Source organism: Adlercreutzia shanghongiae (assembly GCF_035830635.1).
Lineage (GTDB): Bacteria > Actinomycetota > Coriobacteriia > Coriobacteriales > Eggerthellaceae > Adlercreutzia > Adlercreutzia shanghongiae.
In genome coordinates this window covers 230,351-253,115 of record NZ_JAYMFI010000001.1, presented here as the reverse complement: position 1 = coordinate 253,115, position 22,765 = coordinate 230,351, and the positions used below count along the sequence as shown (strand labels likewise).

General features: G+C 62.2%; 23 protein-coding genes. 21 read left to right on the top strand and 2 right to left on the bottom strand.

What is annotated here, in order from left to right:
- Positions 1-38: 38 nt before the first annotated feature.
- The 14 genes from VJ923_RS01165 (at position 39) to VJ923_RS01100 (ending at position 15,598) form a co-directional block, all read left to right on the top strand.
- Positions 39-653 (top strand): cyclodeaminase/cyclohydrolase family protein, encoded by a 615-nt coding sequence (locus VJ923_RS01165; protein ID WP_326437666.1) that lies wholly within the window; start codon positions 39-41, stop codon positions 651-653.
- 1 nt (position 654) lies between these two features.
- A complete protein-coding gene (locus tag VJ923_RS01160; protein ID WP_326437663.1) occupies positions 655-1,515 on the top strand; it encodes a bifunctional 5,10-methylenetetrahydrofolate dehydrogenase/5,10-methenyltetrahydrofolate cyclohydrolase in 861 nt (286 codons plus the stop codon).
- Between the two features lie 141 nt (positions 1,516-1,656).
- On the top strand, positions 1,657-2,478 hold the full coding sequence (locus VJ923_RS01155; RefSeq protein WP_326437661.1) for a formate/nitrite transporter family protein: 822 nt from the start codon (positions 1,657-1,659) through the stop codon (positions 2,476-2,478).
- Between the two features lie 239 nt (positions 2,479-2,717).
- Positions 2,718-3,230, top strand: coding sequence for a tRNA (adenosine(37)-N6)-threonylcarbamoyltransferase complex ATPase subunit type 1 TsaE (tsaE, locus tag VJ923_RS01150; RefSeq protein WP_326437659.1), 513 nt, complete (start codon positions 2,718-2,720; stop codon positions 3,228-3,230).
- A 424-nt stretch (positions 3,231-3,654) separates the two neighbouring features.
- On the top strand, positions 3,655-6,249 hold the full coding sequence (gene tsaD / locus VJ923_RS01145) for a tRNA (adenosine(37)-N6)-threonylcarbamoyltransferase complex transferase subunit TsaD (RefSeq protein WP_326437657.1): 2,595 nt from the start codon (positions 3,655-3,657) through the stop codon (positions 6,247-6,249).
- A 15-nt stretch (positions 6,250-6,264) separates the two neighbouring features.
- Positions 6,265-7,311: an NrfD/PsrC family molybdoenzyme membrane anchor subunit gene (nrfD, locus tag VJ923_RS01140; RefSeq protein WP_326437655.1), complete on the top strand. Its 1,047-nt coding sequence runs from the start codon at positions 6,265-6,267 to the stop codon at positions 7,309-7,311.
- Positions 7,299-7,829, top strand: a complete 531-nt coding sequence (locus VJ923_RS01135; RefSeq protein ID WP_326437653.1) for a GntR family transcriptional regulator — start codon at positions 7,299-7,301, stop codon at positions 7,827-7,829. Before nrfD (VJ923_RS01140) ends, VJ923_RS01135 begins: the two co-directional genes overlap by 13 nt.
- On the top strand, positions 7,735-8,703 hold the full coding sequence (locus tag VJ923_RS01130; protein WP_326437651.1) for a slipin family protein: 969 nt from the start codon (positions 7,735-7,737) through the stop codon (positions 8,701-8,703). Before VJ923_RS01135 ends, VJ923_RS01130 begins: the two co-directional genes overlap by 95 nt.
- A 681-nt stretch (positions 8,704-9,384) precedes the next feature.
- Positions 9,385-11,859 carry a molybdopterin-containing oxidoreductase family protein gene (locus tag VJ923_RS01125; protein WP_326437649.1) on the top strand — a complete coding sequence of 825 codons (2,475 nt, stop codon included), beginning with the start codon at positions 9,385-9,387 and terminating at the stop codon, positions 11,857-11,859.
- An 8-nt stretch (positions 11,860-11,867) separates the two neighbouring features.
- Positions 11,868-12,488: a 4Fe-4S dicluster domain-containing protein gene (locus VJ923_RS01120; RefSeq protein ID WP_326437647.1), complete on the top strand. Its 621-nt coding sequence runs from the start codon at positions 11,868-11,870 to the stop codon at positions 12,486-12,488.
- Between the two features lie 73 nt (positions 12,489-12,561).
- Positions 12,562-13,851 (top strand): NrfD/PsrC family molybdoenzyme membrane anchor subunit, encoded by a 1,290-nt coding sequence (gene nrfD, locus VJ923_RS01115; protein WP_326437645.1) that lies wholly within the window; start codon positions 12,562-12,564, stop codon positions 13,849-13,851.
- Between the two features lie 74 nt (positions 13,852-13,925).
- A complete protein-coding gene (locus VJ923_RS01110) occupies positions 13,926-14,336 on the top strand; it encodes a hypothetical protein (protein WP_326437643.1) in 411 nt (136 codons plus the stop codon).
- Complete coding sequence (locus VJ923_RS01105; protein ID WP_326437641.1) at positions 14,326-14,787, top strand: DUF4405 domain-containing protein; 462 nt, start codon at positions 14,326-14,328, stop codon at positions 14,785-14,787. The genes VJ923_RS01110 and VJ923_RS01105 overlap by 11 nt, the downstream gene beginning before the upstream one ends.
- A 55-nt stretch (positions 14,788-14,842) precedes the next feature.
- Positions 14,843-15,598, top strand: a complete 756-nt coding sequence (locus VJ923_RS01100) for a TorD/DmsD family molecular chaperone (RefSeq protein WP_326437639.1) — start codon at positions 14,843-14,845, stop codon at positions 15,596-15,598.
- 25 nt (positions 15,599-15,623) lie between these two features.
- Here VJ923_RS01100 and VJ923_RS01095 read toward each other — a convergent pair whose 3' ends face one another.
- Positions 15,624-16,466, bottom strand: coding sequence for a DUF5685 family protein (locus VJ923_RS01095; RefSeq protein ID WP_326437637.1), 843 nt, complete (start codon positions 16,464-16,466; stop codon positions 15,624-15,626).
- Between the two features lie 203 nt (positions 16,467-16,669).
- On the opposite strand from VJ923_RS01095, the gene VJ923_RS01090 reads away from it, so the two are divergent.
- Positions 16,670-17,296, top strand: a complete 627-nt coding sequence (locus tag VJ923_RS01090; protein ID WP_326437635.1) for a hypothetical protein — start codon at positions 16,670-16,672, stop codon at positions 17,294-17,296.
- The gene (locus tag VJ923_RS01085; RefSeq protein ID WP_326437633.1) at positions 17,220-18,197 is read left to right on the top strand and encodes a nucleotidyl transferase AbiEii/AbiGii toxin family protein; all 978 of its coding nucleotides are present in this window, start codon (positions 17,220-17,222) and stop codon (positions 18,195-18,197) included. The genes VJ923_RS01090 and VJ923_RS01085 overlap by 77 nt, the downstream gene beginning before the upstream one ends.
- A 15-nt stretch (positions 18,198-18,212) precedes the next feature.
- Here VJ923_RS01085 and VJ923_RS01080 read toward each other — a convergent pair whose 3' ends face one another.
- On the bottom strand, positions 18,213-18,956 hold the full coding sequence (locus VJ923_RS01080) for a class I SAM-dependent methyltransferase (RefSeq protein ID WP_326437631.1): 744 nt from the start codon (positions 18,954-18,956) through the stop codon (positions 18,213-18,215).
- A 199-nt stretch (positions 18,957-19,155) separates the two neighbouring features.
- Between VJ923_RS01080 and VJ923_RS01075 the strand changes: the two genes are divergently transcribed.
- From VJ923_RS01075 to VJ923_RS01055, 5 genes are all read left to right on the top strand, one after another.
- On the top strand, positions 19,156-20,517 hold the full coding sequence (locus tag VJ923_RS01075) for an amidohydrolase family protein (protein ID WP_326437629.1): 1,362 nt from the start codon (positions 19,156-19,158) through the stop codon (positions 20,515-20,517).
- 170 nt (positions 20,518-20,687) lie between these two features.
- Entirely contained in the window at positions 20,688-20,900 is a 213-nt protein-coding gene (locus VJ923_RS01070; RefSeq protein WP_326437626.1) for a CASC3 protein CASC3, read from the top strand.
- Positions 20,901-20,922: 22 nt separating this feature from the next.
- A complete protein-coding gene (locus VJ923_RS01065; protein WP_326437624.1) occupies positions 20,923-21,609 on the top strand; it encodes a Sec-independent protein translocase subunit TatA/TatB in 687 nt (228 codons plus the stop codon).
- A 4-nt stretch (positions 21,610-21,613) separates the two neighbouring features.
- Complete coding sequence (gene tatC / locus VJ923_RS01060) at positions 21,614-22,399, top strand: twin-arginine translocase subunit TatC (protein WP_326437622.1); 786 nt, start codon at positions 21,614-21,616, stop codon at positions 22,397-22,399.
- Positions 22,400-22,756, top strand: a complete 357-nt coding sequence (locus VJ923_RS01055; RefSeq protein WP_326437620.1) for a hydrogenase maturation nickel metallochaperone HypA/HybF — start codon at positions 22,400-22,402, stop codon at positions 22,754-22,756.
- The last annotated feature ends 9 nt before the right edge of the window (positions 22,757-22,765 follow it).

Sequence of the window (22,765 nt, the reverse complement as noted above, 5' to 3'; positions counted from 1 at the left end):
TGGCCTTAAACGGCGAAATAGCGACAAAAGGGGAATTCGTGATCGATACACAGTTTATCGAGGAGCTGGCTTCTAAGGCGCCCACGCCTGGTGGAGGCGGGGCCTCGGCCTATGCGGGGGCGCTTGCTTCGGCGCTGGCTTCCATGGTGGGTAACCTTACGGTTGGCAAGAAGAAGTACGCCGAGGTGGAGGAGCGCGTGCAGGCGGAGCTGATCGAGCTTGAGAGCACGCGTCACCATCTGCTCGAGCTCATCGATGAGGATGCCCGCGCCTTCGAGCCTTTGGCCGCCGCCTACGGCATGCCAAAGGGGACTGAGGCGGAGAAGAGCGCTCAGAACGAAGCGCTTCAGGCTGCGCTTGTTGATGCCTGCGAAGTGCCGCTCGAGATTATGGTCACCTGCCTCGAGGTCATCGAATCCTGCGTGTTCATGGCGCGTCATGGCTCGGTACTGGCGCTTTCCGATGCTGGCGCTGCGGTGGTGATTGCCAAAGGGGCCCTTCAGGCGGCGAGCCTGAATGTTGTCATTAACCTTGGCTCCATGGCCGACGAGGAGCGCGCGTCTCTCTATCGCGGCCAGATGGAGGACCTTCTCGCCGCGGGTAATTCCATGGCCGATGAGGTGTACGCCGACGTGCTGGAGAGGTTGAGCTAACATGGTGAAGCTGCTGACCGGCAAGGAAGTGGTCGCTGCCCTGCGCGAGGACCTGGCTGCGCGCATCGAGCATTTGGCTGACGCCGGCATCACGCCGACGCTCGCCATCGTGCGGGTAGGGGAGCGCCCCGACGATATGTCCTACGAGCGCACCGCGATGAAGCGGGCCGAGGGCCTGGGCATTGCTGTGCGTTCCTTCGCGCTTCCCGCCGATGCCGCCCAGGCCGACCTGGAGGCAGTCATCGACGAGGTGAACGCCGACGATGCTCTTCACGGCTGCCTTTTGTTCCGCCCGCTGCCGCCCTCCATGGACGAGCGCGCCGTGTGCGACCGACTCGCGCCCGAGAAAGATATCGACGGCATTTCTTCGGCTTCGCTCGCGGGTGTCTTCGCCGATACCGGCGAGGGCTTTCCGCCGGCCACGGCCCAGGCGTGTTTGGAAATACTCGATTTCTACGGTATTCCCATCGAGGGCAAACGCGCTGTGGTGCTTGGGCGCTCGCTGGTTATCGGGCGACCCGTGGCGTGCATGCTGCTCGCCCGCCATGCCACGGTCACGCTGGCCCATTCCCGCACCGCCGATGCCGCCGCCCACACTCGCGAGGCGGATATCGTCGTGTGCGCCACCGGCCGCGCCCGCGCCTACGGGGCTGAATTCTTCTCGCCGGGACAGACGGTGCTCGACGTGGGCATCAACTTCGAAGACGGCGCCCTGTGCGGCGATGTCAATTTCGATGCCGCCATCGAGGCGCTCGGGGAGGGCGGGGCCATCACCCCGGTGCCCGGCGGCCTCGGCTCGGTCACCACGTCGGTAACTATGGCCCATGTGGTGGCCGCAGCCGAGCGCGTGCTGGCGGGGTGATGGCCGGAGCTTTCGGCAACGCGGGGCGCCTGCATCGAGGAGGGCACCGACCGAGCAAAAGAAGCCGTGGGCGAAGTAATCGTTTTTCCGGCGCTGCCCTGTGGAAAGATAGCCTCAGAAACCTGAATTGAAGGAGCGTCCATGGCCGTTCTCACCCCCACCGAGATTACCGATAACTACGCAAAGGCCTCCGTCGCGAAGGCGACCATGCCGATCTGGCGCATGTTCCTGCTGTCCATTGCCGCCGGCATGCTCATCGGCTTGGGAGCGGTGGCCTCGTCCACGGCCGCCCACGCCCTCGGCGACGCCGGAATGGTGCGCCTGGTGTCGGGCGTCATCTTCCCCATCGGCCTGATGATGGTCGTTTTGCTGGGCACCGAGCTGTTCACAGGCAACGCCCTCATGATAACGGCGGCCATCTCCGGCAAGATCACGTGGAAGCTGCTGCTGCGAAACTGGGGCATCGTGTTTTTGGGCAACCTGGTGGGCGCGGTGGTCCTGGCGGCGCTCATGGCGTTTTTCGGCCAGCTGAACATCGGCGGGGGAGAGCTGGCGGTGTACACGGCGAAGGTGGCGGCGAACAAGTGCGGGCTGCCCTGGGTAAACGCCTTCGTGATGGCCATCTTCTGCAACCTGCTCGTCTGCATTGCCGTCTACATGGCGAACACGGCCCAGGATACGGCGGGCAAGGTGTGGGCCATCTTCTTCCCCATTATGGGCTTCGTGCTGTGCGGCTTTGAGCATTGCGTCGCCAACATGTACTACATTCCGGCGGGCATTTTCGCGTACCTGAACCCCGCTTACACGGCCATGATCGATGCGGCGGGCATCAATACCGCGCTGCTTACCTTCGGCGACTTCATCTTCGCGAACCTTATCCCCGTGACGCTGGGTAACATCGTCGGCGGCGTGGTCGTAGGACTGGTGATGTACGCCTGCCACGGAACGAAGAAGGCCAACTAGTCGATCCGGTTCAGGGAGAGAGGGCGGCGGGGTGTCCCGCGCGCAGGTTGCGCAGCGAACGGAACAGGACTAAATGTCCTGTTCCGCCGAGCGAGCCATTGCTTGAGCACGGGACACCCCGCCGCCCTCTCTCCCGGCTGTCCCTTCGGTTTCGTCAGAAGTATGGGTAATTCGGTTGGGTTTTGCGGCTTCGGTGTGAGAGGTCTTGCACGGGGCGCGGACGTGTCTATGATGGGGGCATGGCAAACGGACTGACATATGCGCGCACCACCACGACTCCCGAGGCTACCAAACAGCTGGCCGCGACGCTCGCGCCCTATCTGCACGCGGGCGACACCGTCGTGCTCAACGGCGATTTGGGGGCTGGCAAGACCCAGTTCGTGCAGGGGCTGGCCGCGGCTTTGGGCGTGCGGGGTGCGGTAACGAGCCCCACCTTCAACATTCTGCTTGAGTACCACGATGGGCGCCTGCCGCTCTACCATTACGATTTGTATCGCCTTGACGAGCGCTGGCAGTTGGAGGACATCGACTACTACAGCGCCATTGACGGCTACGGCGACGGGGTGGCCTTCGTGGAATGGGCCGAAAAGTTCCCCGAGGACATGCCCTACGACTATCTCGAGATCACCATCACCGCCGATGCGGAGGGAACGCGCCGCATTGTCGCCCACTCCTACGGCAAGCGCAGCCGACAGCTGCTCTGTGTCTGGGCCAACGATTCCAAATCCCGCCTGGGAAAGTGCAAGCTGTAACGAGCGCCTCCTGCAGCCTCCTGCGCTGTCGCCCCGCGCTCGAAATCCAAGGCGCTTGTGGCCTCGTCCAGCGCGATGGTGGGCAATCGGCCCAAGAAGCTTGAGCCGACTGCCTCGAGGCGGCGTTCTGAAGATTCGAACGTCGTCGGGCGTCGTCCGAGGGCCCGGCTGTCTTTGGGGTGCCGTCTTAAGTCGCGGTTGCAGAAACCGACGGAGGTTTTGGCAAAAAAGTTCGTTTTGAGGCGCAGGGTCCGAAAGATTTTCTCTAAATAAGGGTCAAATGGCTCGCAAAGCGTACTTTTTCGCGGCCGTCGGGGGCCAAATCGAAAGGCTATGCGCCTCAAAACGAACTTTTTCGCCAGAGATGGACGATTTTCTTGCGCTATGATAGTCAGTCGCTGATTCGATCGAAAAGGGTAATGACGTGGCGAAGCGATATGTTCTTGCATTTGATACGGCCAATGAGGTTATCGCTATCGGTTTGGGCGAGCTTGACGGCCCGTCGCAGACAGTTGTGCCGGTGGCAACGGTGGAGGTGGAGGCGCGGCGGGCGTCGAACACGCAGTTACTGCCGCGCATCGACGAGCTGTGCCGCGAGGCGAAGGCGGCCCGCGAGGATATAGCCTCCGTGTGCGTCGGTCGCGGCCCCGGGTCGTTTACCGGCGTGCGCATCGCCATGGCCTGTGCCAAGGGCATCGCCAGCGCGCTCGAGGTAGGCCTGGTGGGCGTATCGTCGCTGGATGCCGTGGCCTGGGGCGCGTGGAATGCGGGAGAGCGCGGACGCCTTCTCGTGCTCGCCGATGCCATGCGCCGTGAGGTGTACCCCGTCGAGTACCGCCTTGGCGAAGACGGCGCCGTCCGCCTAACTTCCGACCGCGTCATCAAAGCCGAGGCCTTTGCCGAAGAGCTGGGCTGCGCGATGGGCGATTCTGATTCCCCGCGTGATGACATCGCCACGACTGGCGCCCCCCTCCATAGGGGCGGACTTCAGTCCGCCCTTTCAGCTGCCGACGATTCCCAGCCGCCGTGCCCCGACCTTCTCATCGCCGGCGATGCTCTGCGCAAATATGCCGAGCTCTTCGAAGGCGCCGGCGTAATCCTTCCCGAGGCGCTCTGGACGCCGACGGGCTCGGGTCTGCTGCTCGCCTTCCAAGCGGCTTGGCAAGCAGGGGAGTGCGATCCCCTCAATGCCGTTCGTCACAACCCGGCCTTCGTGCTGCCGGTTTACACGCGTCTGTCCGATGCGGAAGAGAACGAGCGGGTGCGCCTTGCCCAGGCCGATGCGGCTCTTGCGGGCAAGCGCGGCTCGAAGCACGTGACCATGAACGATACGGCCATCGCCAACGCCCGGGCTAACGGCGAGGGCATCGCCTACAAGCCGCTGGATGCGCGCCATGTGGCTGAGGTGGCGGCTCTGGAATCCCAGATCATGGGCTCGGATGCTTGGAATGAAGCGCTTGTGGTCGACGAGTTGGGCCGCGCCGATCGCGTGTGGTGGGCCGCCTATGCCGCCGACCCCAAGATGCCCCTTTCGGCCGAAGCGCCGCTGGTAGGCTATGCCGGCGGCTGGGTCGTCGATGGCGATGTGCAGATTCTCAAGGTGGGCACCGATCCCGCATGGCGCCGTCACGGCATCGCTCGCGTGCTGCTCGCCCGCGTGGCCGACGACGCTCGCAACTTGGGTGCTCGTACGAGCTCTCTGGAAGTGCGGGCGTCCAACGTTGGCGCCCAGGCGCTGTACGAGGCCTTGGGCTATAAAAGCCTGGGTAGGCGTCCGCGCTACTACTCCGATGGCGAAGATGCGGTCATCATGGAAGGCCCGCTGCCCACCATTACCTTGGCGGCAGTTCCCAACGGAGAGTTCGTTGCAGCCGAATCCAGCAGGGACGGTGCTTGTGCCGCCCACGGGTCGGGAGATAGAGCGACTGAAGTCGTCCCATGCGAAGGGGGCGCGGCGTCGGGCGAAGGTTCCGATGCGCGTCGCCCTCTCATTCTGGCCATCGAGTCTTCCTGCGACGAGACGGCCGCGGCCGTCATCGACGGCGAGGGTGCGTTGCTGTCCGATGTCGTCGCCTCCCAAGTCGATTTCCACGCTCGTTTCGGCGGCGTTGTGCCCGAGATTGCCAGCCGCAAGCACATCGAGTCTATCTGCGGCGTGTGCGACGACTGCCTCGATCGTGCTGCTGCCGCGCTCGGCCGGGATGGTCTGCGCTGGCGCGATTTGGATGCGGTGGCCGTCACCTATGCGCCGGGCCTCGTGGGCGCGCTCGTGGTGGGCGTCGCTTTCGCCAAGGGTGCGGCCTGGGGTGCCGACAAGCCGCTCATCATCGTGAATCACCTGGAAGGCCACCTCTACGCCAACAAGATCGGCTTGCCCGATTTCGAGCCGCCCGCTGTGGTGTCGCTGGTCTCTGGCGGCAACACCATGCTTGTCTACATGGCCGACTGGGGAAGTTACCGCGTGCTCGGCACCACCATCGACGACGCTGTCGGTGAGGCCTTCGACAAGGTAGCCAAGGCTTTGGGCCTCGGCTATCCTGGCGGTCCGGTCATCTCGAAGTTCGCCGCGGAAGGCGACCCTCGGGCCATCCCGTTCCCCCGTGCCATGATGCATTCGGGCGACCTGCGCTTCTCGCTCTCGGGTCTGAAAACCGCCGTGGTCACCTATATCAACGGCGAGCGCGAGACCGGCCGCGAGCTTGCCGTGCCCGATATCTGCGCCAGCTTCGAGGCCGCTGTGGTGGACGTCCAGGTTGCCAAGGCCCGCACGGCCCTGCAAGAGACCGGCGCCCCCACCTTCTGTCTCGGCGGCGGTGTGGCGGCCAACCCCATGCTGCGCCAAGCCTACGAGGCCATGTGCGCCGAGGAGGGCGTGCGCCTGGTCATGCCCCCGCTCGCCTCCTGCGGCGATAACGCCGGCATGATCGCCGAAGTAGCACTCGATCGCTACCGTGCCGGCAAGTTCTCGCCCCTCGATGTCGACGCCCTCGCCCACGGCGATCTGGAGCAGCCGTACTAAGCATTCTGTCTCACGTTGTCATATACAACGCAGACCTTTTGTGTCATACTTCGGGAAACGAGTCGAAGGGGGCGCGCGGTGTTCGGCGAGCTGGTGATAGCCTATCTGTTTCTGGCCGGTGTCGGCGCCGGCGGAACGGCGGCGGCGTCGCTCGCCGATTTGTTCGTCGTGCGCGACCCCTTCGGTGAGGGTGCCAAGCCCGACGTTGCGGAAAAGGCTCCGGCCGAGCGTCTTATCGCCCTCGTCTTCGTTGTCTCCGGCGGTGCGATGGTGCTAGGCGCAGCGTGTCTCGCTCTCGATCTCGGACGGCTCGATCGCGTGATCGCCCTGTTCCTGTCGCCGCCGACCACGCTCATGAACCTGGGCGCCTGGGCCGTGACGCTGCTGGCGGGGACGGCAACGGCTCTTGCTCTCGTGCGTGTGATGTACGTGCCCGCTGTCGGACGCGGCGTGGTGGCGGCCCTGGAGGTTGTGGCTATCGCCCTCGCCATCGTTGTCGCCGCGTACGCAGGGTTGCTCCTGCGAACGCTGACGGGCGTGCGACTCTGGTCGTCTGTCTGGGTGCCGGTGCTGTTCGTGCTGTCGGCCGCTTCTTGCGGCTGCGCCCTCATGTTGGCCGCGGCTCTGTTTTTCCGCAGCGACAGAACAGTGGCGCTGCTGGCAAGTCGGGCCGCCCGCGCCGACGCGGTGGTTATCGTCTTCGAGGCGGTGGCGGGAGCCTTCTTCCTTGCTTTCGTGCTGGGGGGTGACCACCCGGGCGCGCAGGCGTCGGGCGCAAGCCTCATGGAAGGCAGCGCCGCCCTGCCGTGGTGGGTCGGTTTCGTGGCCTGTGGGATTTCGGTGCCACTCATCGTCGAGGCAGTCTGCCTCGTGCGCGATCGCTGGCAGACGGGAGCGCGGTCGTTTCCGGCCATTGCCCTGGCCCTATCCGGCGTCTTGGTGCTCGTCGGCGCCATGGGTCTGCGCACTGCTGTCGTCGATGCCGGCGTGCATCGCGATTTGGAACTGCAAGAGCCCCAAGCGGCTTTGGAAAGAGAGGACGTGAATACGTGGTTAAACTAGGCAAGACCATTCCTGCCGGGGACCTGTTCGAGCTGGACGAGTCCAGCTCCATCCCCATCTGGCTGCAGCTGAAGAACCGCTTCATCTACCTCATCACCTCGGGGTTCTACCTGCCGGGCGACCAGCTGCCCACGGTGCGGGGACTGGCCGCCGAGGTGGAGGTGAACTACAACACCGTGAGCAAGGTTTACCAAAGCCTCGAGGAAGACGGTTATATCATCTCGAAACGCCGTCAGGGTGCCTTTGTGGCCGACGTGTCCGATAAGCCGGGAGTCGACGCCGCTGTCACGGCCGAAATCATCACCGCCGAGTATCTGCAGCGTTGCCAGGAGCTCGGCATGTCGCTGGAGGATGTAGACGCGCAGTTCACTGCCGCTTTGGTAGCGGCTAAGGCCAAGCGCGAGCGCGAGCAAGGAGCAGATTATGCGCAAGAAGCAGGTGGAAGCCGCGGCCGTATCGTCCACTTCCCGGGATCCGAGGACGATTCAGCCGAACGTTCAGTTGGAAACGGGGCGTAGGCGCACCTCCCGCAACGGGGCCATCGTCTTCACGTTTGTGGTGTTCGCTCTCGCGGTGACGCTCGTGCTGGCGATGTTTCAGGTTGTCTCAGGCGCGATAGGCCTGGCGGCGCTTCTGGCGGCGGTAGTCGTCGGCGCTTTGGCGGCAAGCTCCGTTCATCTGGTCATGGAATGGGAAAAGGCCGTGGTCATGCGCCTCGGCAAGTTCAACCGCGTGGCGGGACCGGGCATCGTGTTCACCTGGCCCATCATCGAGTTTTACACCCTGCGCATCGACCAGCGCGTCATTGCCACGTACTTCGGCGCCGAGGAAACGCTCACGGCCGATTTGGTGCCCGTGAATGTGGACGCGGTCATCTTCTGGATGGTCTTCTCTGCGAAGAAGGCCGCCATGGAGGTGGAGGACTACGCGAGCGCTGTGTCGTGGATGGCCCAGGCGACCCTGCGCAAGGCCATCGGTCGTGCAAGTCTCTCGGAGGTGGCTGCGCGCCGCGACCAACTTGACGCGGAGTTGAAGGACGTGCTTACCGAGAAGCTCTCGGAGTGGGGCATCGATGTCATGGACGTGGAAGTGCGCGACATCGTGGTGCCGCGCGAGCTGCAGCAATCTATGGCTGCCGAGGCCGTGGCCACCCGCGAGAAGAACGCCCGCATGATTCTGGCCGAGGCCGAGGCCGATATCTCCGCCATGCTGAAGGATGCCAGCGCCAATTATGCTGACGATCCCGAGGCCATGCGCCTGCGCACCATGCACCTGGCCTACGAATCGGTGAAGCAGTCCGGCGGCACGCTCGTCATCCCCAGCGCCTTCAGCGAGGGCTTCACCGACCCCGACGCTGCCGAAGCCCTGGCGAGGGCGGCGAAACAGGGCTAGCGAATGACGCAGAAAAGAACTTCCGGCGAATCGGCGCGAAAGCATGCTACAATAGGCCTTGCCTAGAAGACTTGGCCCCGAGGGGCCGGGACGCCGCAAGGACGTCCCGGTAGCGAGGGTGCCTAGTCCTCGCTATTGTGACGCGACCCATCGCCTGGCGGTGGGTCGACCCTTTTCAGGGCCAGTAGAGCCACCCCTAACGAGGCGGCCGCCACAAAGGTTTGAACTAAGGCCAGGAAAACGCTCATCTGCATCACCTCCCTCCCGCATCTAGAATTGGTGATAGGGAAGGTGTATGCAGAGAGCCCCAGCTCCCCGCTTATCTACAAGAATACAAACAAATATTCCCATTTCAAGACTTGACTTTGCAAAATAGTGCAATTTCCTGCTAAGTAATCAGTAGCGAGAAGTAGCTTATGAACAGGCGTTTCAAAGTGATGACAACCTTTGTCATAGTTTGTCCTATATTTTGCCTTGACAACCTATGACAGAGTATGACAAACTGGTCCCATCAGAATCCGGCCGATTCTAAAGACAGGTATGGAGGCCCCATCGACTTTGTGGCGAAAACAACCGGATTTGCTCACGAGGGATGGGGGAGAGGGAACCTTCCAGCAAGCGATACGGAGTAGCTTCCCGGAGGGCTTGCCACGGAGGTTCCCGCCTACAAGAGGAGGAGAAATGTCCGGAAGCGAGAAGACGCATTCTGGTCTCACCCGTCGAGGGTTTCTGAAAGCTACTGGTGCCGTAGGCGCCTTGGCCGCTGTTGGTGGTGGTGCAAGCCTCGCTGGCACTGCTCTTGCTGATGGCAATTCCGATGAAGGGTTCGAGACGAAAGTATGCAACTGCACGGGTAACTGCGCCGGCCATTGCTGTCTTGAGGTCGACGTCAAGGACGGCAGAGCGTTCCGCGTAACCTCGGCCCATTACGAAGACCCCGACATGGACCAGTGTTGTCTCAAGGGGCTTTCCCATCTGCAACGTCTGTATGACCCGAACCGTATCAAGTACCCTATGCGTCGCGTGGGCGAGCGCGGTAGCGGCGAATTCGAGCGCATCACCTGGGAAGAGGCCATCGCCGAGATCTGTGATAACTGGAAAAAGACCCAGGAGGAATATGGCGATGACAGTGTTCTGTTTTTCCCTGGATCTGGCAATCTTCGCAACGATACCGGTGTCGGTTATGATCGCCTTCGTTTCTTGATTGGAGCGACAACCGCTGCGAACTCCTATGACAACAACGGTATGACTGGCATGAGCGACTCGCTCGGTTACTGCAACTTCATCGGCAACGACTGGCGCGATCTCCGCAATGCGGATTATTGCTTCGTGTGGGGCGGCAATACCACGGAATCCGGCGTGGGCCGCTTCCGCTGGATCAATCAGGCGCGCAAGGCGGGTACGAGATTCGTGTGCATCGACCCTGTCTACACCATCTTCGCTTCTAAATGCGAGGAGTATCAGCCCGTTCGTCCTGGTACTGACGGACTTCTCGCCATCGGTATGATGCAGCATATCATCGAGAACGATATGCACGATAAAGAGACGTTGATGAAGCTCTCGGTTGCGCCGTATCTAGTGAAAGACGAAGACGGTAACTTCTTGCGTCAGTCCGATCTCGACCCAGCCGTTATGGCTGCCAAGATGCAGGCGATGGAAGACGGCAGCATCATGATGTTCGACGATCCGGTAATGGTGATGGGCGTTGACGGCAACATCTCGGCGGCTGGCACGACTGATGAGGTCGAACTCGAGGGCTCGTTCAATGTGCAGGGACATGCGGTCGCTACCGCCTTCTCACTGCTCCTCGAGCGGCTTGGAGAGTGGGATATGCCCACCATTGTGGAGTATACGAACATCCCCGAAGAGACCATCCGACGTTATGCGGACATTTTCGCGAACAACAAGGTGACGCTTTGCACGGGCTATGGCCCCGACCATTATGTGAATGGGTACACCTTCTATCACAATGTATGCGCGCTTCTCATGATTTCCGGCAATATTGGGAAATCTGGAACTGGCACGGTAGGCTCCGATATGTCGCAGCCTGGAAATGGCTGGGGTCTTTCCAATACCTACACTGTGCCGGAAAACGTCAAGGAAGCAAAGACGATCTATGGTGTCGATGTTCCGCGTGTTATCGAAACGGGGACTGACGGCGAGGATCCTCTGGTTATCAAGTCGATGTTCGTGTACAAGGGCAATCCTCTAGCCAACAATTCTAATCGCCTGAGCTATCTGGCGGCCTGGGAGAAGATTCCCTTTATCGTAGACGCTGAGGTCTATATGACCGAAACAGCCAAATATAGCGATATCCTGCTGCCCGTTACTCACTACTTCGAGGATGAGGGCGTGCACGCGGGCAACACCTATATTCGCATCAATGAGCGTGCGGTGGAGCCGGCTTTCGAGGCCAAGGGCGATTTTGAAATCGCCAAATTGCTGGCAGAGGGTCTGGGGCTGGGTGGAGATATGCCCTATACGCGTGAGGATTTCAATCGCTCTCTGCTGGATAACGACCTTGCAAAGGCCGCAGGTGTGACTTGGGACGCGCTCAAGAAGAACAAGATTATGAAATGCTGGCCCGATGAGTTTGTCATGCCGGATGGCTCAACGACTCCCTACAGCATTTACGGCCAGGATTCGTATTTCAGCACGGCCACGGGAAAGCTCCAATTCTATTGGGAAAATCCTGCTCCCTGGTCCAAGTTCGGCGAGTACGACGCTCGTCGAGAGTGCCTTCCGCAGTGGTTTGAGCCCGATGGCTCCTGGTATTTGAGCGATGAGGCGTCGAGATTCCCCTTTGTGTTCACCACGGAGCGCAGTAAGTACATGATTCACACTCAGTTTGGCACGTTGCCGGTGTTCCATGAGCTGGAACCGGAGCCCATTGTCAAGATGAACAATCAGGATGCTGAGGCGTATGGCGTCCAAACGGGCGACTACGTCCGCCTGTTCAACGACTACGGCGATTGCACGCTGAAGGCGGTTGTGAACGCGGGTTGTCAACCCGGTATGCTGGTTATGGATCATGGGTGGCAAGAGTGCCACTTCGTCGATGGCCACTACAACAATTTGACTTCGAACGTCCAAGCTCCGCGGTACGCCGCAAACAACTGGTTCGATGCTCGCGTCGATCTCGAGATAGTTAGGTAGGAACTCTTATGAGATACGGAATGGCTATTGATACGGATAGCTGCATCGGGTGCAACACCTGTGCCGTTATGTGCAAGCACACCAATAATCTCCCAAACGATATTTGGTGGAATCGGGTTTTCACCGACGGCGGTGATTTCTCGGACACTGCGCGCGGTCAGTATCCGAATGTCGAGATGAGCTTTTTGCCCGTCGCCTGCCAGCACTGCGAAAACCCGGCTTGCGTGAAGGTGTGCCCAGTTGGCGCTACGTACAAAGACCCCGAGACGGGTGCCGTGCGCCAGGATTACGATAAATGCATCGGATGCCGTATGTGCATGGGTGCTTGTCCATATACGGGGGTGCGCTCTTTCAACTGGGATGAACCGGCATATGCCATCGACTTTCCCATTGGCGACCCGGCGGTACCGACCCATCAGAAGCATACGGTGGAGAAATGCACGATGTGCTACCAGCGCATTAGCAACGGCGAGAGCCCGGCGTGCATTCGTGTTTGCCCCGGACAAGCTCGATACTTCGGTGATTTGGATGACCCCGAATCGGAGGTCTCCAAGCTCATCGCGTCCCGCGAGTACAAGCAGCTGCTTCCCGAAGAGGGAACCAGGCCGTCGGTGTACTACCTGGTGTAGGGCGCTTCCTTCCGTTATGTGATATCGCGGGCGGGGCATCGTCGCGCCGCCCGCCTACCTCTAGGAGATTCTCATGTCTGATTTCTCTTCTGGGGCCATCGTTGACGATGACCTCGACTTCAGTGCGGCCCAAAGTCGACCGAAAAGCCGCGAGGTGGCCGGCGCCAGGGCGGTTGCGTGGGGCGGCCGCGGCCTGAACATTGCCATCGGCATCTCGGCCGTGGTGATGGTCGCGGGCATCGCCCTTTGGCTCGTGCAGCTTTCCGGCGGCATGGTCCAGACCGGCATGCGCAACCTGGACTCGTGGGGCCTCTACATCACGTCCTTCATGTTCTTCGTGGGCCTGTCGGCCGGCGGCCTCATCATCTCGTCGGTGCCCAAGGCCTTCGGCATTGCGGGCTTCGGCGGCATCTCCAAGGTGGCCGTCATGAGCTCCATCGCCTGCACGGTGGCTGCCATCGGCATGGTGGTGGTCGATTTGGGCCAGCCGGCGCGCCTGTGGGAGTTGTTCGCGTACTCCAACCTGGGGAGTCCTCTTATGTGGGACATCCTGGTGCTGGGCACCTACCTGATTCTCTCCTGCGTGTACCTGTGGGCGCAGGTACGGGCCGATTCAGGCAAGATGTCGCATACGGCCCTGCGCGTGATCTCGGTGGTGGCTCTGGCGTGCGCGGTGCTCGTGCACTCGGTGACCGCCTGGATCTTCGGTCTGCAGCAAGGCCGCGAGATGTGGCACACGGCGCTTCTGGCCCCATGGTTCGTCTCCTCGGCGCTCGTGTGCGGCACGGCTTTGGTCATGGTGGTGGCCGTGGCGCTGCGCCGCGCGGGCTACCTTGAGCTCGATCAGGCCTATCTGGTGAAGCTCGCCAAACTGCTCGGCGCCTTCGTGATGGTTGACCTGTATTTCTTCGGCTGCGACCTCCTGACGGAGGCCTTCCCCGGCGGCTCGGGTGCCGAGGTGGTCGCCATGCTGACGAGTGGACCGCTGGCTCCGTACTTCTGGGTCGAGGTCATCGGCTGCGCCATCTGTGCCGTCATCTGCTTCACGCCGGCGCTGCGCACCAACGCGCTGTTGGTCGTGGGCTCGCTGCTCGCCATCGCCGGCATCTTCTGCAAGCGCGTGCAGCTCTTGGTGGGCGGCTTCCAGATCGCCAACCTGGACTACGCCGGCCCGCTCACTTCCATGCAGCACACGGCGTGGGACTCCGGCCTTGCGGGCATCTATGGGCAGATGGTCTACTGGCCCACGCCGCTCGAGTTCGGCGTGACGCTCGGCGTGGTGGCGCTGGCGGTGCTCGTGTTCCTGCTGGGCATCAAGTTCCTGCCCCTGCGCCCGGCGGCCGGCGAGCGGTCTTCCCGATAGCCGTCTTCCTTGCATGCGGGCCCGCGCCGTCCCTTCCCGGCGCGGGTCCTTTCGTTCCTTGGAGAGGAGGGTTTGTGAAGAAGCTGATTGCGGTGGGCGTGCTCGCTGTCGTGGCGGCGCTTGTTGCCGTCGCCGGCTTTGCAATGGAGCCGCGGTCGGCCGTGCTGCCCATTGCCGCCGATTCGCCGTGTCCTGCGGTAGGTTGCGCGAGCGGTACCTGCCACGGCTTCGGGGCGGTGCCGGAGCCCGATGGCATTCACGAGATGACGTGTCCCGAGGCCGGGTGCGCGGCGACGGACTGCCATGCGTGGGAATCGCTCACCGGCCGCTACCATCAGGCATCGGACATGTCGCTGAACGTGTGGATTCTCATGCCCACGGTGCTGGTGCTTGGCCTGTGGCTGATGGCACGTCGCATGGGTCGCGGCGGTCGCGATCGTGCTGGAGCCGGGTTCGACCATGGGGAGGCCTGTCATGAAGCGTAGCCACGTGCTGTTCGACGTCGTTGTGCTCGTTGCTTACGTGGCCGCGGCCAATCCTGTTGTGACGGGCATTCCGCTGCACGAGTTCGTGGGTCTTCTCGTTGTCGTCCTTGTGGCGGCTCATGTCGTGGCGAGCGCCGATGGGCTTCTGGCCCGAGGGCGCAAGGGGGGTGTGGCGCGCATGGCGCTGAACGCCGTTCTTCTGCTCTCGCTGGGCACCTGCGCGGTGTCGGGCGTCATGGTGTCGGGCGATGTGCTGCCCGCGCTCGGGCTGTACGCGACCGGGTACCATTTCTGGGACCCGTTGCACGCGTTCGCCGCAAAGGTGCTGCTGGCGGCCATCATCGTGCACGTAGTCGTGCGCGCTCCCGCCGCCTTGGCGGTGCTGCGACGCGGTGCCTCATTGTCGGGCGACCTTGACGCCTGCGACGAGCGCGAGCCCGTTGAGGCGTGACGCGAGCATTCACGCTATACTAGCGCCAAGCAAAACCGACGAAGGAGGAACTTCCATGACCGTATCCGCTGATATGTGGCAGGCGCGCGCGGCGATGTGCGAGCTTTTGGCCCTGTCGTTTCGCTACCCCGAGGACACCGTGTTGGCCGATGCCATCGCGTCGGGGGAGTGGGGCGAGGCGGCCGACGAGATCGCGGGCGCTTTGGGCTTGAGCTGGACAACGGCGACGGCTTCCGGTGCGGCCGAGGCGGCGGCGCTTCCCGACCCGGCCGAGCTGCAGCACGAGCTGCGTGCTGAGGCGACACGCCTGTTCGTGGGTGCGCCCAAGCCGGCGGTGAGCCCCTACGAGGGTGTGTGGCGCGCGGCCGATGACGGCGTCGACGCTCTGCTGTTTGTGAACCCTCATTCCATGGCCGTGGAGCGCTTCTGCAAATCCTGTGGCCTGGGTCGTCCCGAGGGCACCAACGAGCCGTTGGACGCTGTGTGGACCGAGTTGGAGCTTCTGGAATACCTGGCTCTGCGCGCGGCTGCCGATGCCGCCGAGGCCGAGGGCATTGTCGATGATGCGACAGCCGCTGAGGCCGCCGTGGAAGACGAGGATACTCTGGAGGAGTTCGAAGATGCCGGTGAGCCCGGTGACGTGGTGGCTTCGGCCGACCTGCCCGGCGGCAGCCCCGAAGCAGCCTGGGACCAGTTCGTGGCCGACCATGCTCAGGTCTGGATGGGTCGTTTCGCCGAGGCCGTGCAAACGGAATCCCGCGCGCCGTTCTACAAGCAGGCCGCCAGCCTATTGGAGGCATTCGTCGGCTAAGCGCCCCCAATCCAAGATAAGCTCTTTAGAGGCCCGCGACCGCATCGCGGGTCTCGTTGTTTTTGCGGTAAGTACGGTTGAACTGGATCCAGATTCCTTCGTAAAGGACGCTGCGCAGAAGGTGCAGATCTTGTTCCAGGGGGAGGCGCTCGAAGGCGTCGGCGGCATCGGCGGCCACGAGGCTGAGCGTCTCGCCCATGGCCACGGGGGTGCTACCAAGGGCAACGAAGGGGTTGTAGCTGCCGGATTTCTCATCGTCGGCGTAATCGACGGCCGCATCCATCAGGTAGACGAAGCGCCCCAAGGCGTTGCCGAACGTGCGCATGGAATCGGCCCAGAATCCCTGATCGTGACCAAACAGCTCGCCAAGCAGCTGGCCGAACTCGTTAGCGGCAGCATCGGGGCTCGGCTCTTCGCGCGACTTCTCAAGTTCCCGAATACGGGCCATGGATTGCTCGATGGCGGCGCATTGCTCGGGAATGCGCGCTTCGGCCTGCGCGTATGCACCGGCAAGAGCAGCACGTCCAGCGCGGGCCGTAAGCGACCCGTCATCGGCGATGTCGTCCAGGCACTTATGATAGGCGAGCGCCACCGAAAGGTCGGCCGCGTAATCGGTCCAGGAAGAGCGCGCGTAGGGCATCATTTTCACCGGATGGGTGACGCAGTGCGCCTCGCCCGTTGATTCCGCAGGCTCATGCAGAGAATCGCACAGCAGCACGAAGAAGGTGAGGTCGTAGGTGAGCGCCGCCCGTGCCGCCTGTCCGTAACGTTCGCCCAGCGCCCGGCACAGCCCGCAGTACACAGCCTGGTAGCGGGCTTTCTCCTCATCGGAAAGAGAAGAAGCGCTGGCGACGACGAACCCAAACATGGGCACCCTCTTTTCTCCCGGGACTCCAAGTGCGACAAAGGCATTCTAGCATTCGCCGGTATCTGCGGGGCGTTGGTGCCGCCTCGGCAATCCACGTTGCGCGTTCTATCTTCCGTCGCTGCGCATTGCTTTGCGAGGTTGACAAATCTCTACAATTTAAGAAAAAATATGTCAACCACTGTTTGGGGAGATATCATTGCGTTATGGAGAAATTTGCAGACATACTGAAAGAGCGCTTCGGCGAGAACGCGCCCATTCTCACTGAGGAAATTCTCAATGAGTTTTCCGATGTCAGTCGCCAGGCGGTGTATAAGAAGATTGACGCCGCGATAGCGGAAGGCTTGCTGGTCCGTTATGACCGGGGCGTATATTACCTACCCACGGAAACGCGGTTGGGGAGGTCTCGTTTGTCGGCCAGGCAGGTTGCGATGAAGCGCTGGCTTGAGTCGGACGGGGAAGTATACGGATACACATCGGGCTTTAACCTCGCCAACGAATCGGGCGTGTCTGATCAGGTTCCTAATACGTTGGAAATCACGACGAATAAGGAGAAAACGCGCGTTCGAGACGTGAAACCCTTCGGTGGCTGGAAGCGGGTGATACTGCGCCGTCCGCGACGTCCTGTTAATGCTCGCAACGTGGACGCTTTGCGGTTTCTTGACCTCATCACTGCCGAGAACATCCAGTTCTTCGATGAGTACGAAATGGATGCTCTTCGAAAGCTCGCGAGAAAAGCAGGGAGGACGATGATTTATGACTGCTCAGCTAGCTATCCCGGGAGAACCGCAAAAAAACTGGCAGAATGCGAACGGTATCGCGTATTTGCATAATCACTGGCGTCTGTTCAGCGATCTGACAGCTGCTGTTTCGGAGGGGGCGGGCCTAGACGAATCCTTTGTCGTCAAGGACTACTTCGCCGTTGCTATGCTCAAAGAAGTAACCTGCAGGAATCCCGCGCTTGTGTTTAAGGGCGGAACCTGTCTTTCGAAATGCTATGGCGTCATTAATCGCTTCTCGGAAGATGTGGACTTGGGCATCCAGGAGGAGCATGCGACAGAGGGAATGCGTCGATGCATAAAGCAGGCCATTCTGGAAAGCGCGGAGGCGCTCGGCCTTTTCATCGTCAATCTCAATCGTACGCGAAGCCGTCGCGAGTACAACCGCTACGAGATAGCTCTGCCCGGCATAGATGGCACTTCGCTCAACGAGCAGCTCATTGTCGAGACAGCGGTCATGACTCCGGCCGATCCTGCCCAAAAACGTCCGCTTCAAAGCCTGATAGGGGAGTATTGCGAAGCTCAGGGCTATCAAGACGTGATGGAGGAATTCGATCTGGGAGCGTTCGAGGTGTTGGCGAACTCCCTTGAGCGCACGTTCTGCGATAAGGTGTTCGCGGTATGCGACTATTACCTTGCCGGCCCCATTCCCCATCGTCAATCGCGCCATCTGTATGATTTGAGGAAGCTTCTGTCTGTCGTGGCCCTCAACGAAGACTTGCTTTCGCTGCTGTCGGTCGTGAGGGGACAGCGCCTCGGCGGCTATCGCACGCCCTCGGCAGGGCCTGAAGTCGATGTGGCGGAGGTATTGGGAGAGATTGCGCGCAGCGAAGTTTACCGCACTGACTACGAGCGCGTGACTGCGCCTCTTCTCTACGAGCAAATGAGCTATGAGGAAGCGTCGTCTGCTATCAGAGAAATAGCAGACGTGCTCAAACGGGTATCGTGGCAGTAGCGCTCGGTGCTTCCCTCACTCAGGCTTTTTCGCCACGTGCACCGCGGCGATGCCGCCGGTGTAGTTCTTCCAAGTGACATCGGTAAAGCCGGCCTCGCACATCAGGGCGGCCAGGCCCTCCTGGTCGGGGAAGGCCTTAATGGAGCGCGCCAAGTACACGAAGCCGTCCTTGTCGCCGGTGATAAGACCGCCCCAGAACGGGATCAGATGGCGCAGGTAGAAGTGGTACAGCGCCCGCCACGCCCCGTTGGGCGGCGTGGAGAATTCCAGGCACACGAGCGAGCCGCCCGGGCGCAGGACGCGGAACATCTCGGCCAGGGCGCGCGGGCGGTCGGGCATGTTGCGGATGCCGTAGGCCATGGTGATGACGTCGTAGGACTCGTCGGCGTAGGGGATGTCCTGGGCGTCCACCACCTCGAAATCGATGGGCACGCCGGCACCGTCGCCCTCATCCACGTGCATGCGGGCCACGTCCAGCATCTCGGGCACCAGATCGGTGCACTGGATGTGGCGCGGGTGCTTCGTGCGCGCCACGGTGAAGGTCACATCGCCCGTGCCGCCGGCGATATCCAGCACGTCGTGGTGCTCCTCGATGGGCGCTTGGCGCATCATGCCCGCCAGCCACAGCTTGTAGGCGCCGAAGCTGGAAATGGCGTTGAACCGCTCGTACTTCCGCGCGATGGACGAGAAGATGTCGCGCACGCGCTCGCTTGAGAGCTCGGCGGGGGCCTCAAGCCCGGTGGCGGTATCGATGGTCATAGGGGCGCAACTCCTTGGGGCGGCGGGAAATGAGGGGCCAGGCGGTTTTGCGCGCAGGCGCAACCGGCGTCCGGCATCGTCGTTTGGCCCCAGTATAGGGCACTCGCCAGCAATTCGCGGGCGCTTATCCATGGGCGGCGCGGCGCCGTGCTATCATGGGCCTCTGATTGAACACGCCCCTCATGAATTGGGAGGTCCTATGCTTCTGTGCGCTCAGTATATTCTGCCGGTCACCTCCGAGCCCATCGTCGATGGCGCGGTGCTCGTGCGCGACGGCGTCATCCGCGATATCGGCAAGATGGATCAGCTGCGGCTGCGCTATCCGGAGGAAGAGGTCGTCGACCAGGGTCTGGCCGCCATCATGCCCGGCCTGGTGGATTTGCACACCCGCCTCGAGCAGTCGGTGCTGCGCGGCGTAGTGAACGATGCGCCCTACGTCCAGTGGCTGGTGGAGGTGGCGCGCAAGAGCGGCCGTATGGAAGCCTCCGACTGGTTCGATTCTGCCATTTTGGGCGGCCTCGACGCGCTTTCCAGCGGCATCACCTGCGTGGCCGACATCACCCAGACCGGCGCGTCCTGCACGGCAGTGAACAAACTCGGCCTGCGCTCGGTCATTTACCGCCAGGTGGGCGCCATGGACAAGAACCGCATCGAGGCGGCCATGCAGAACGCCCAGAAAGATATCCTGCACTGGCGAGAAGAGGTGGATTCGGGCCGCGTTACCATCGGTGTCGCCGCCTCTCCCTTGTTCACGAATCATCCGGCCACGCTCTCGGCCATTTCGAAGTTCGCCACCAAGGAAGACCTGCCCGTGGCGCTGTGGCTTGCCGGCAGCCGCGAGGAATACGACTTCGTGCGCTACGGATCCTCGCCCTTCCAGGTGCACGGCGGCGATGTGAAGCGCGGCTATGTGGAGATTCCGCCCTGGCTGCCCACGGGCGTGAGCCCCGTGCGCTATGCGCTCAACTGGGATGCCTTCAACGCTCCCAATGTCATGATCGTGGGCGCCGTCTATGTGGATGACGAGGATTTGAAGAAACTGCGCTCCTATGACGTGGCTGTCTGCGTGTGCCCCCGCGCCACGGCCCAGCTCGGCATGGGCGTCGCGCCGCTCGACGAGTACATCCGCGCCGGTCTGCGCGTGGGTCTTGGCACCGATTCGCCGGCGGCCACCGAGTCCACCGACATGCTCTCGGAGATGCGCCTCGGCATGCTGCTGCAGCGCGCCGTGAATCCGGGCCGCTTCCTCGATGCCGACGCGATGCTGGAAGTTGCCACCTTGGGCGGCGCGCGGGCCCTCGGCATCGACGACAAGGTGGGCTCGCTGGAAATCGGCAAGCGCGCCGACATGATCGCCGTGGATCTCTCCAGCTCGCACCAGTCCTTCACCACCGATCCGGTGGCCGCGGTCGTCAACACCTGCACCACGGCCGACGTGCTCATGACCATGGTGGACGGCAACGTGCTCTACGAGAAGAACCGTTGGCATGTGAAGGTGGAGGTGGCGAAGAATATCGCCCGGGTCATCGAGATTCGCAGCAAACTGCGCCCGGAGGCCTAGTCATCGCAAGGCCGCGCGGGGTCGGCTTATTGCTAACCCGAAGGCTTTGCGCAATTGTTAATTCGTGGAGCGCGGCGCGCCTAGCCGGTTTTCGGTGGCGCGCCGCACCGTATTCTGCGATAATGCCGTATTTGCGTATACAAAAGTTGGGAATTCGAGGAGTGCCCACGATGCCATCCAAGAAGAACAAGACCGGCGCGAAGAACCCCACGCGCAAGCAGCAGGCCGAGCGCATCAAGCAGGCCCAGGAGCGCGAGCGGCGCGCCAAGGAGGCCGCCGAGGCCAAGGCGCGCACCAAGAAGATCTTCACCGTGGTCGTCTGTGTCATTTTGGTGCTCGCCCTCGGCATTCCCACTATGGCGTTGACCGTGCTCTCGATGTAGAGCTGTTGAAAGGAAACCAGTCGTGTTTGGAATCGGCGGATTCGAGCTTTTTCTCATTCTGCTGTTCGGGTTCCTTATTTTCGGGCCCGACAAGCTGCCTGCCATGGCGAAAACCTTGGGCAAGGCCATCGCGAAGTTCCGCAACGCTCAGGAGGAGATGAGCGGCGTGCTGAAGGGCGAGATGGTGTTCGACAAGGACGCCGAGGATCCCTTCAAAAACCCGCTCGACGCGCTTGACGAGGCGGCGGCCAAGGCCAAGAAGGGCGCCGACAGCGCCAAGAAGGCCGCCGACAGCGCCAAGAAGGCCGCCAGCGCTGCCTCCAAGAAGGTGAGCGAGGCCAAGACCAAGAAGAGCACCTCCACGGCGGCCGCCGGTGCCGCCGCGGCTGCTGCTGCCAAGGCCGAGCAGGCCGAGGCCGCCGATGCGGCTGCCGATGGGGCTGCCGCCAAGCCGGAGAGCTTCGCCGAGCGCAAGGCCCGCTACGACAAGGAGCGCGCCGAGCGCAAGGCCGCCGAGGCGGAAGAGCTGAAGAAGCAGGAGGAGGCCGAGAAGAAGGCCGCAGCCGAGGCTCGCAAGGCCGAGGCGGCCAAGAAGCGCGAAGAGCTTGCCGCCAAGCGCAAGGCTGAGGCCGAGGCCAAAAAGGCCGCCGAGGCCAAGAAGGCCGTGACGGAGGCCGTTGATGCCTCCGACGAGAAGAAGGAGGCCTAAAGCTATGCCTATCGGACCGGCACGCATGCCGCTTTTCGACCATCTGGGTGAGCTGCGTATGCGCCTCGTGCGCATCGTCGCCTGCCTGGCCGTGGCCGTGGTCGTGTTCTATATGGCCACGCCCACTATGGGCCAGTTCCTGCTTATGCCCATCGCCGAGTTTCTGCCGGTGAACCCGGCCACCGGCATGGCGTCGCTGCAGGCCATCGATCCCTTCGAGGCCTTTGCCGTGCGCTTCCAGATATCGGTCTGGGCCGGCATCGTGGCCACCTCGCCCGTTATCCTGTGGCAGCTTCTGGCCTTTTTCCTGCCGGCGCTGAAGCCGAGCGAGCGCAAGTGGTTCATGCCCACCTTCATCGCGGCGGTGGCCCTGTTCATCATTGGCACGGTGTTCTGCTACTGCGTCATTTTGAACCCGGCCTTCCAGTGGCTTACCGACCAGGCCATGGGTCTTGGTTACGTGGCGCCGCGCATGAACTCCTACATCGACATCATCATCAAGTTCGAGCTCGGCTTCGGCTTCGCTTTCGAGCTGCCGCTTGTCGTGTTCTACCTCGTCATCTTCGACGTCATCCCCTATAAGAAGCTGCGCGGCAGCTGGCGCACCGTCTACGTGGTGCTCATGGTCATCTGCGCCGTGGTCACCCCCGACGCCTCGCCGGTCACCATGCTGCTCATGTTCGCCGCCATGATCATGCTCTACGAGGTCAGTCTGCTGATCGCCCGCGTGGTGCTCAGCCGCCGCATCAAGCGCCAGAACGAAGAGCTGGTCAAAGAAGGAGACGAGTAAGTGCACGAGCTGGGACTTATGACCAGCGTCATGGACGCGGCGGTGGAAGCCGCCCGCGATGCCGGCGCGACGAGGCTGCTGGGCGTGAAGGTCTCCATCGGCGAGGCCACTGAGGCGGTTGAGGACGCGCTCATGTTCGCTTTCGAGGCCCTGGCGGAGTCCGACCCCTTCACCCAGGGCGCCACCATGGACCTCACTATGATTCGTCCGCGGAGCATGTGCCTGGAATGCGGTCACGAGTTCGAGCACGACCTGTACAACCGGTTCTGCCCGAAGTGCGACAGCTTCGCCACCGAGCTGCTTGCCGGCCGCGAGCTGCAAATCGACTCCATCGAGGTAGACCTGCCGGAGCACTAACGCCCGACA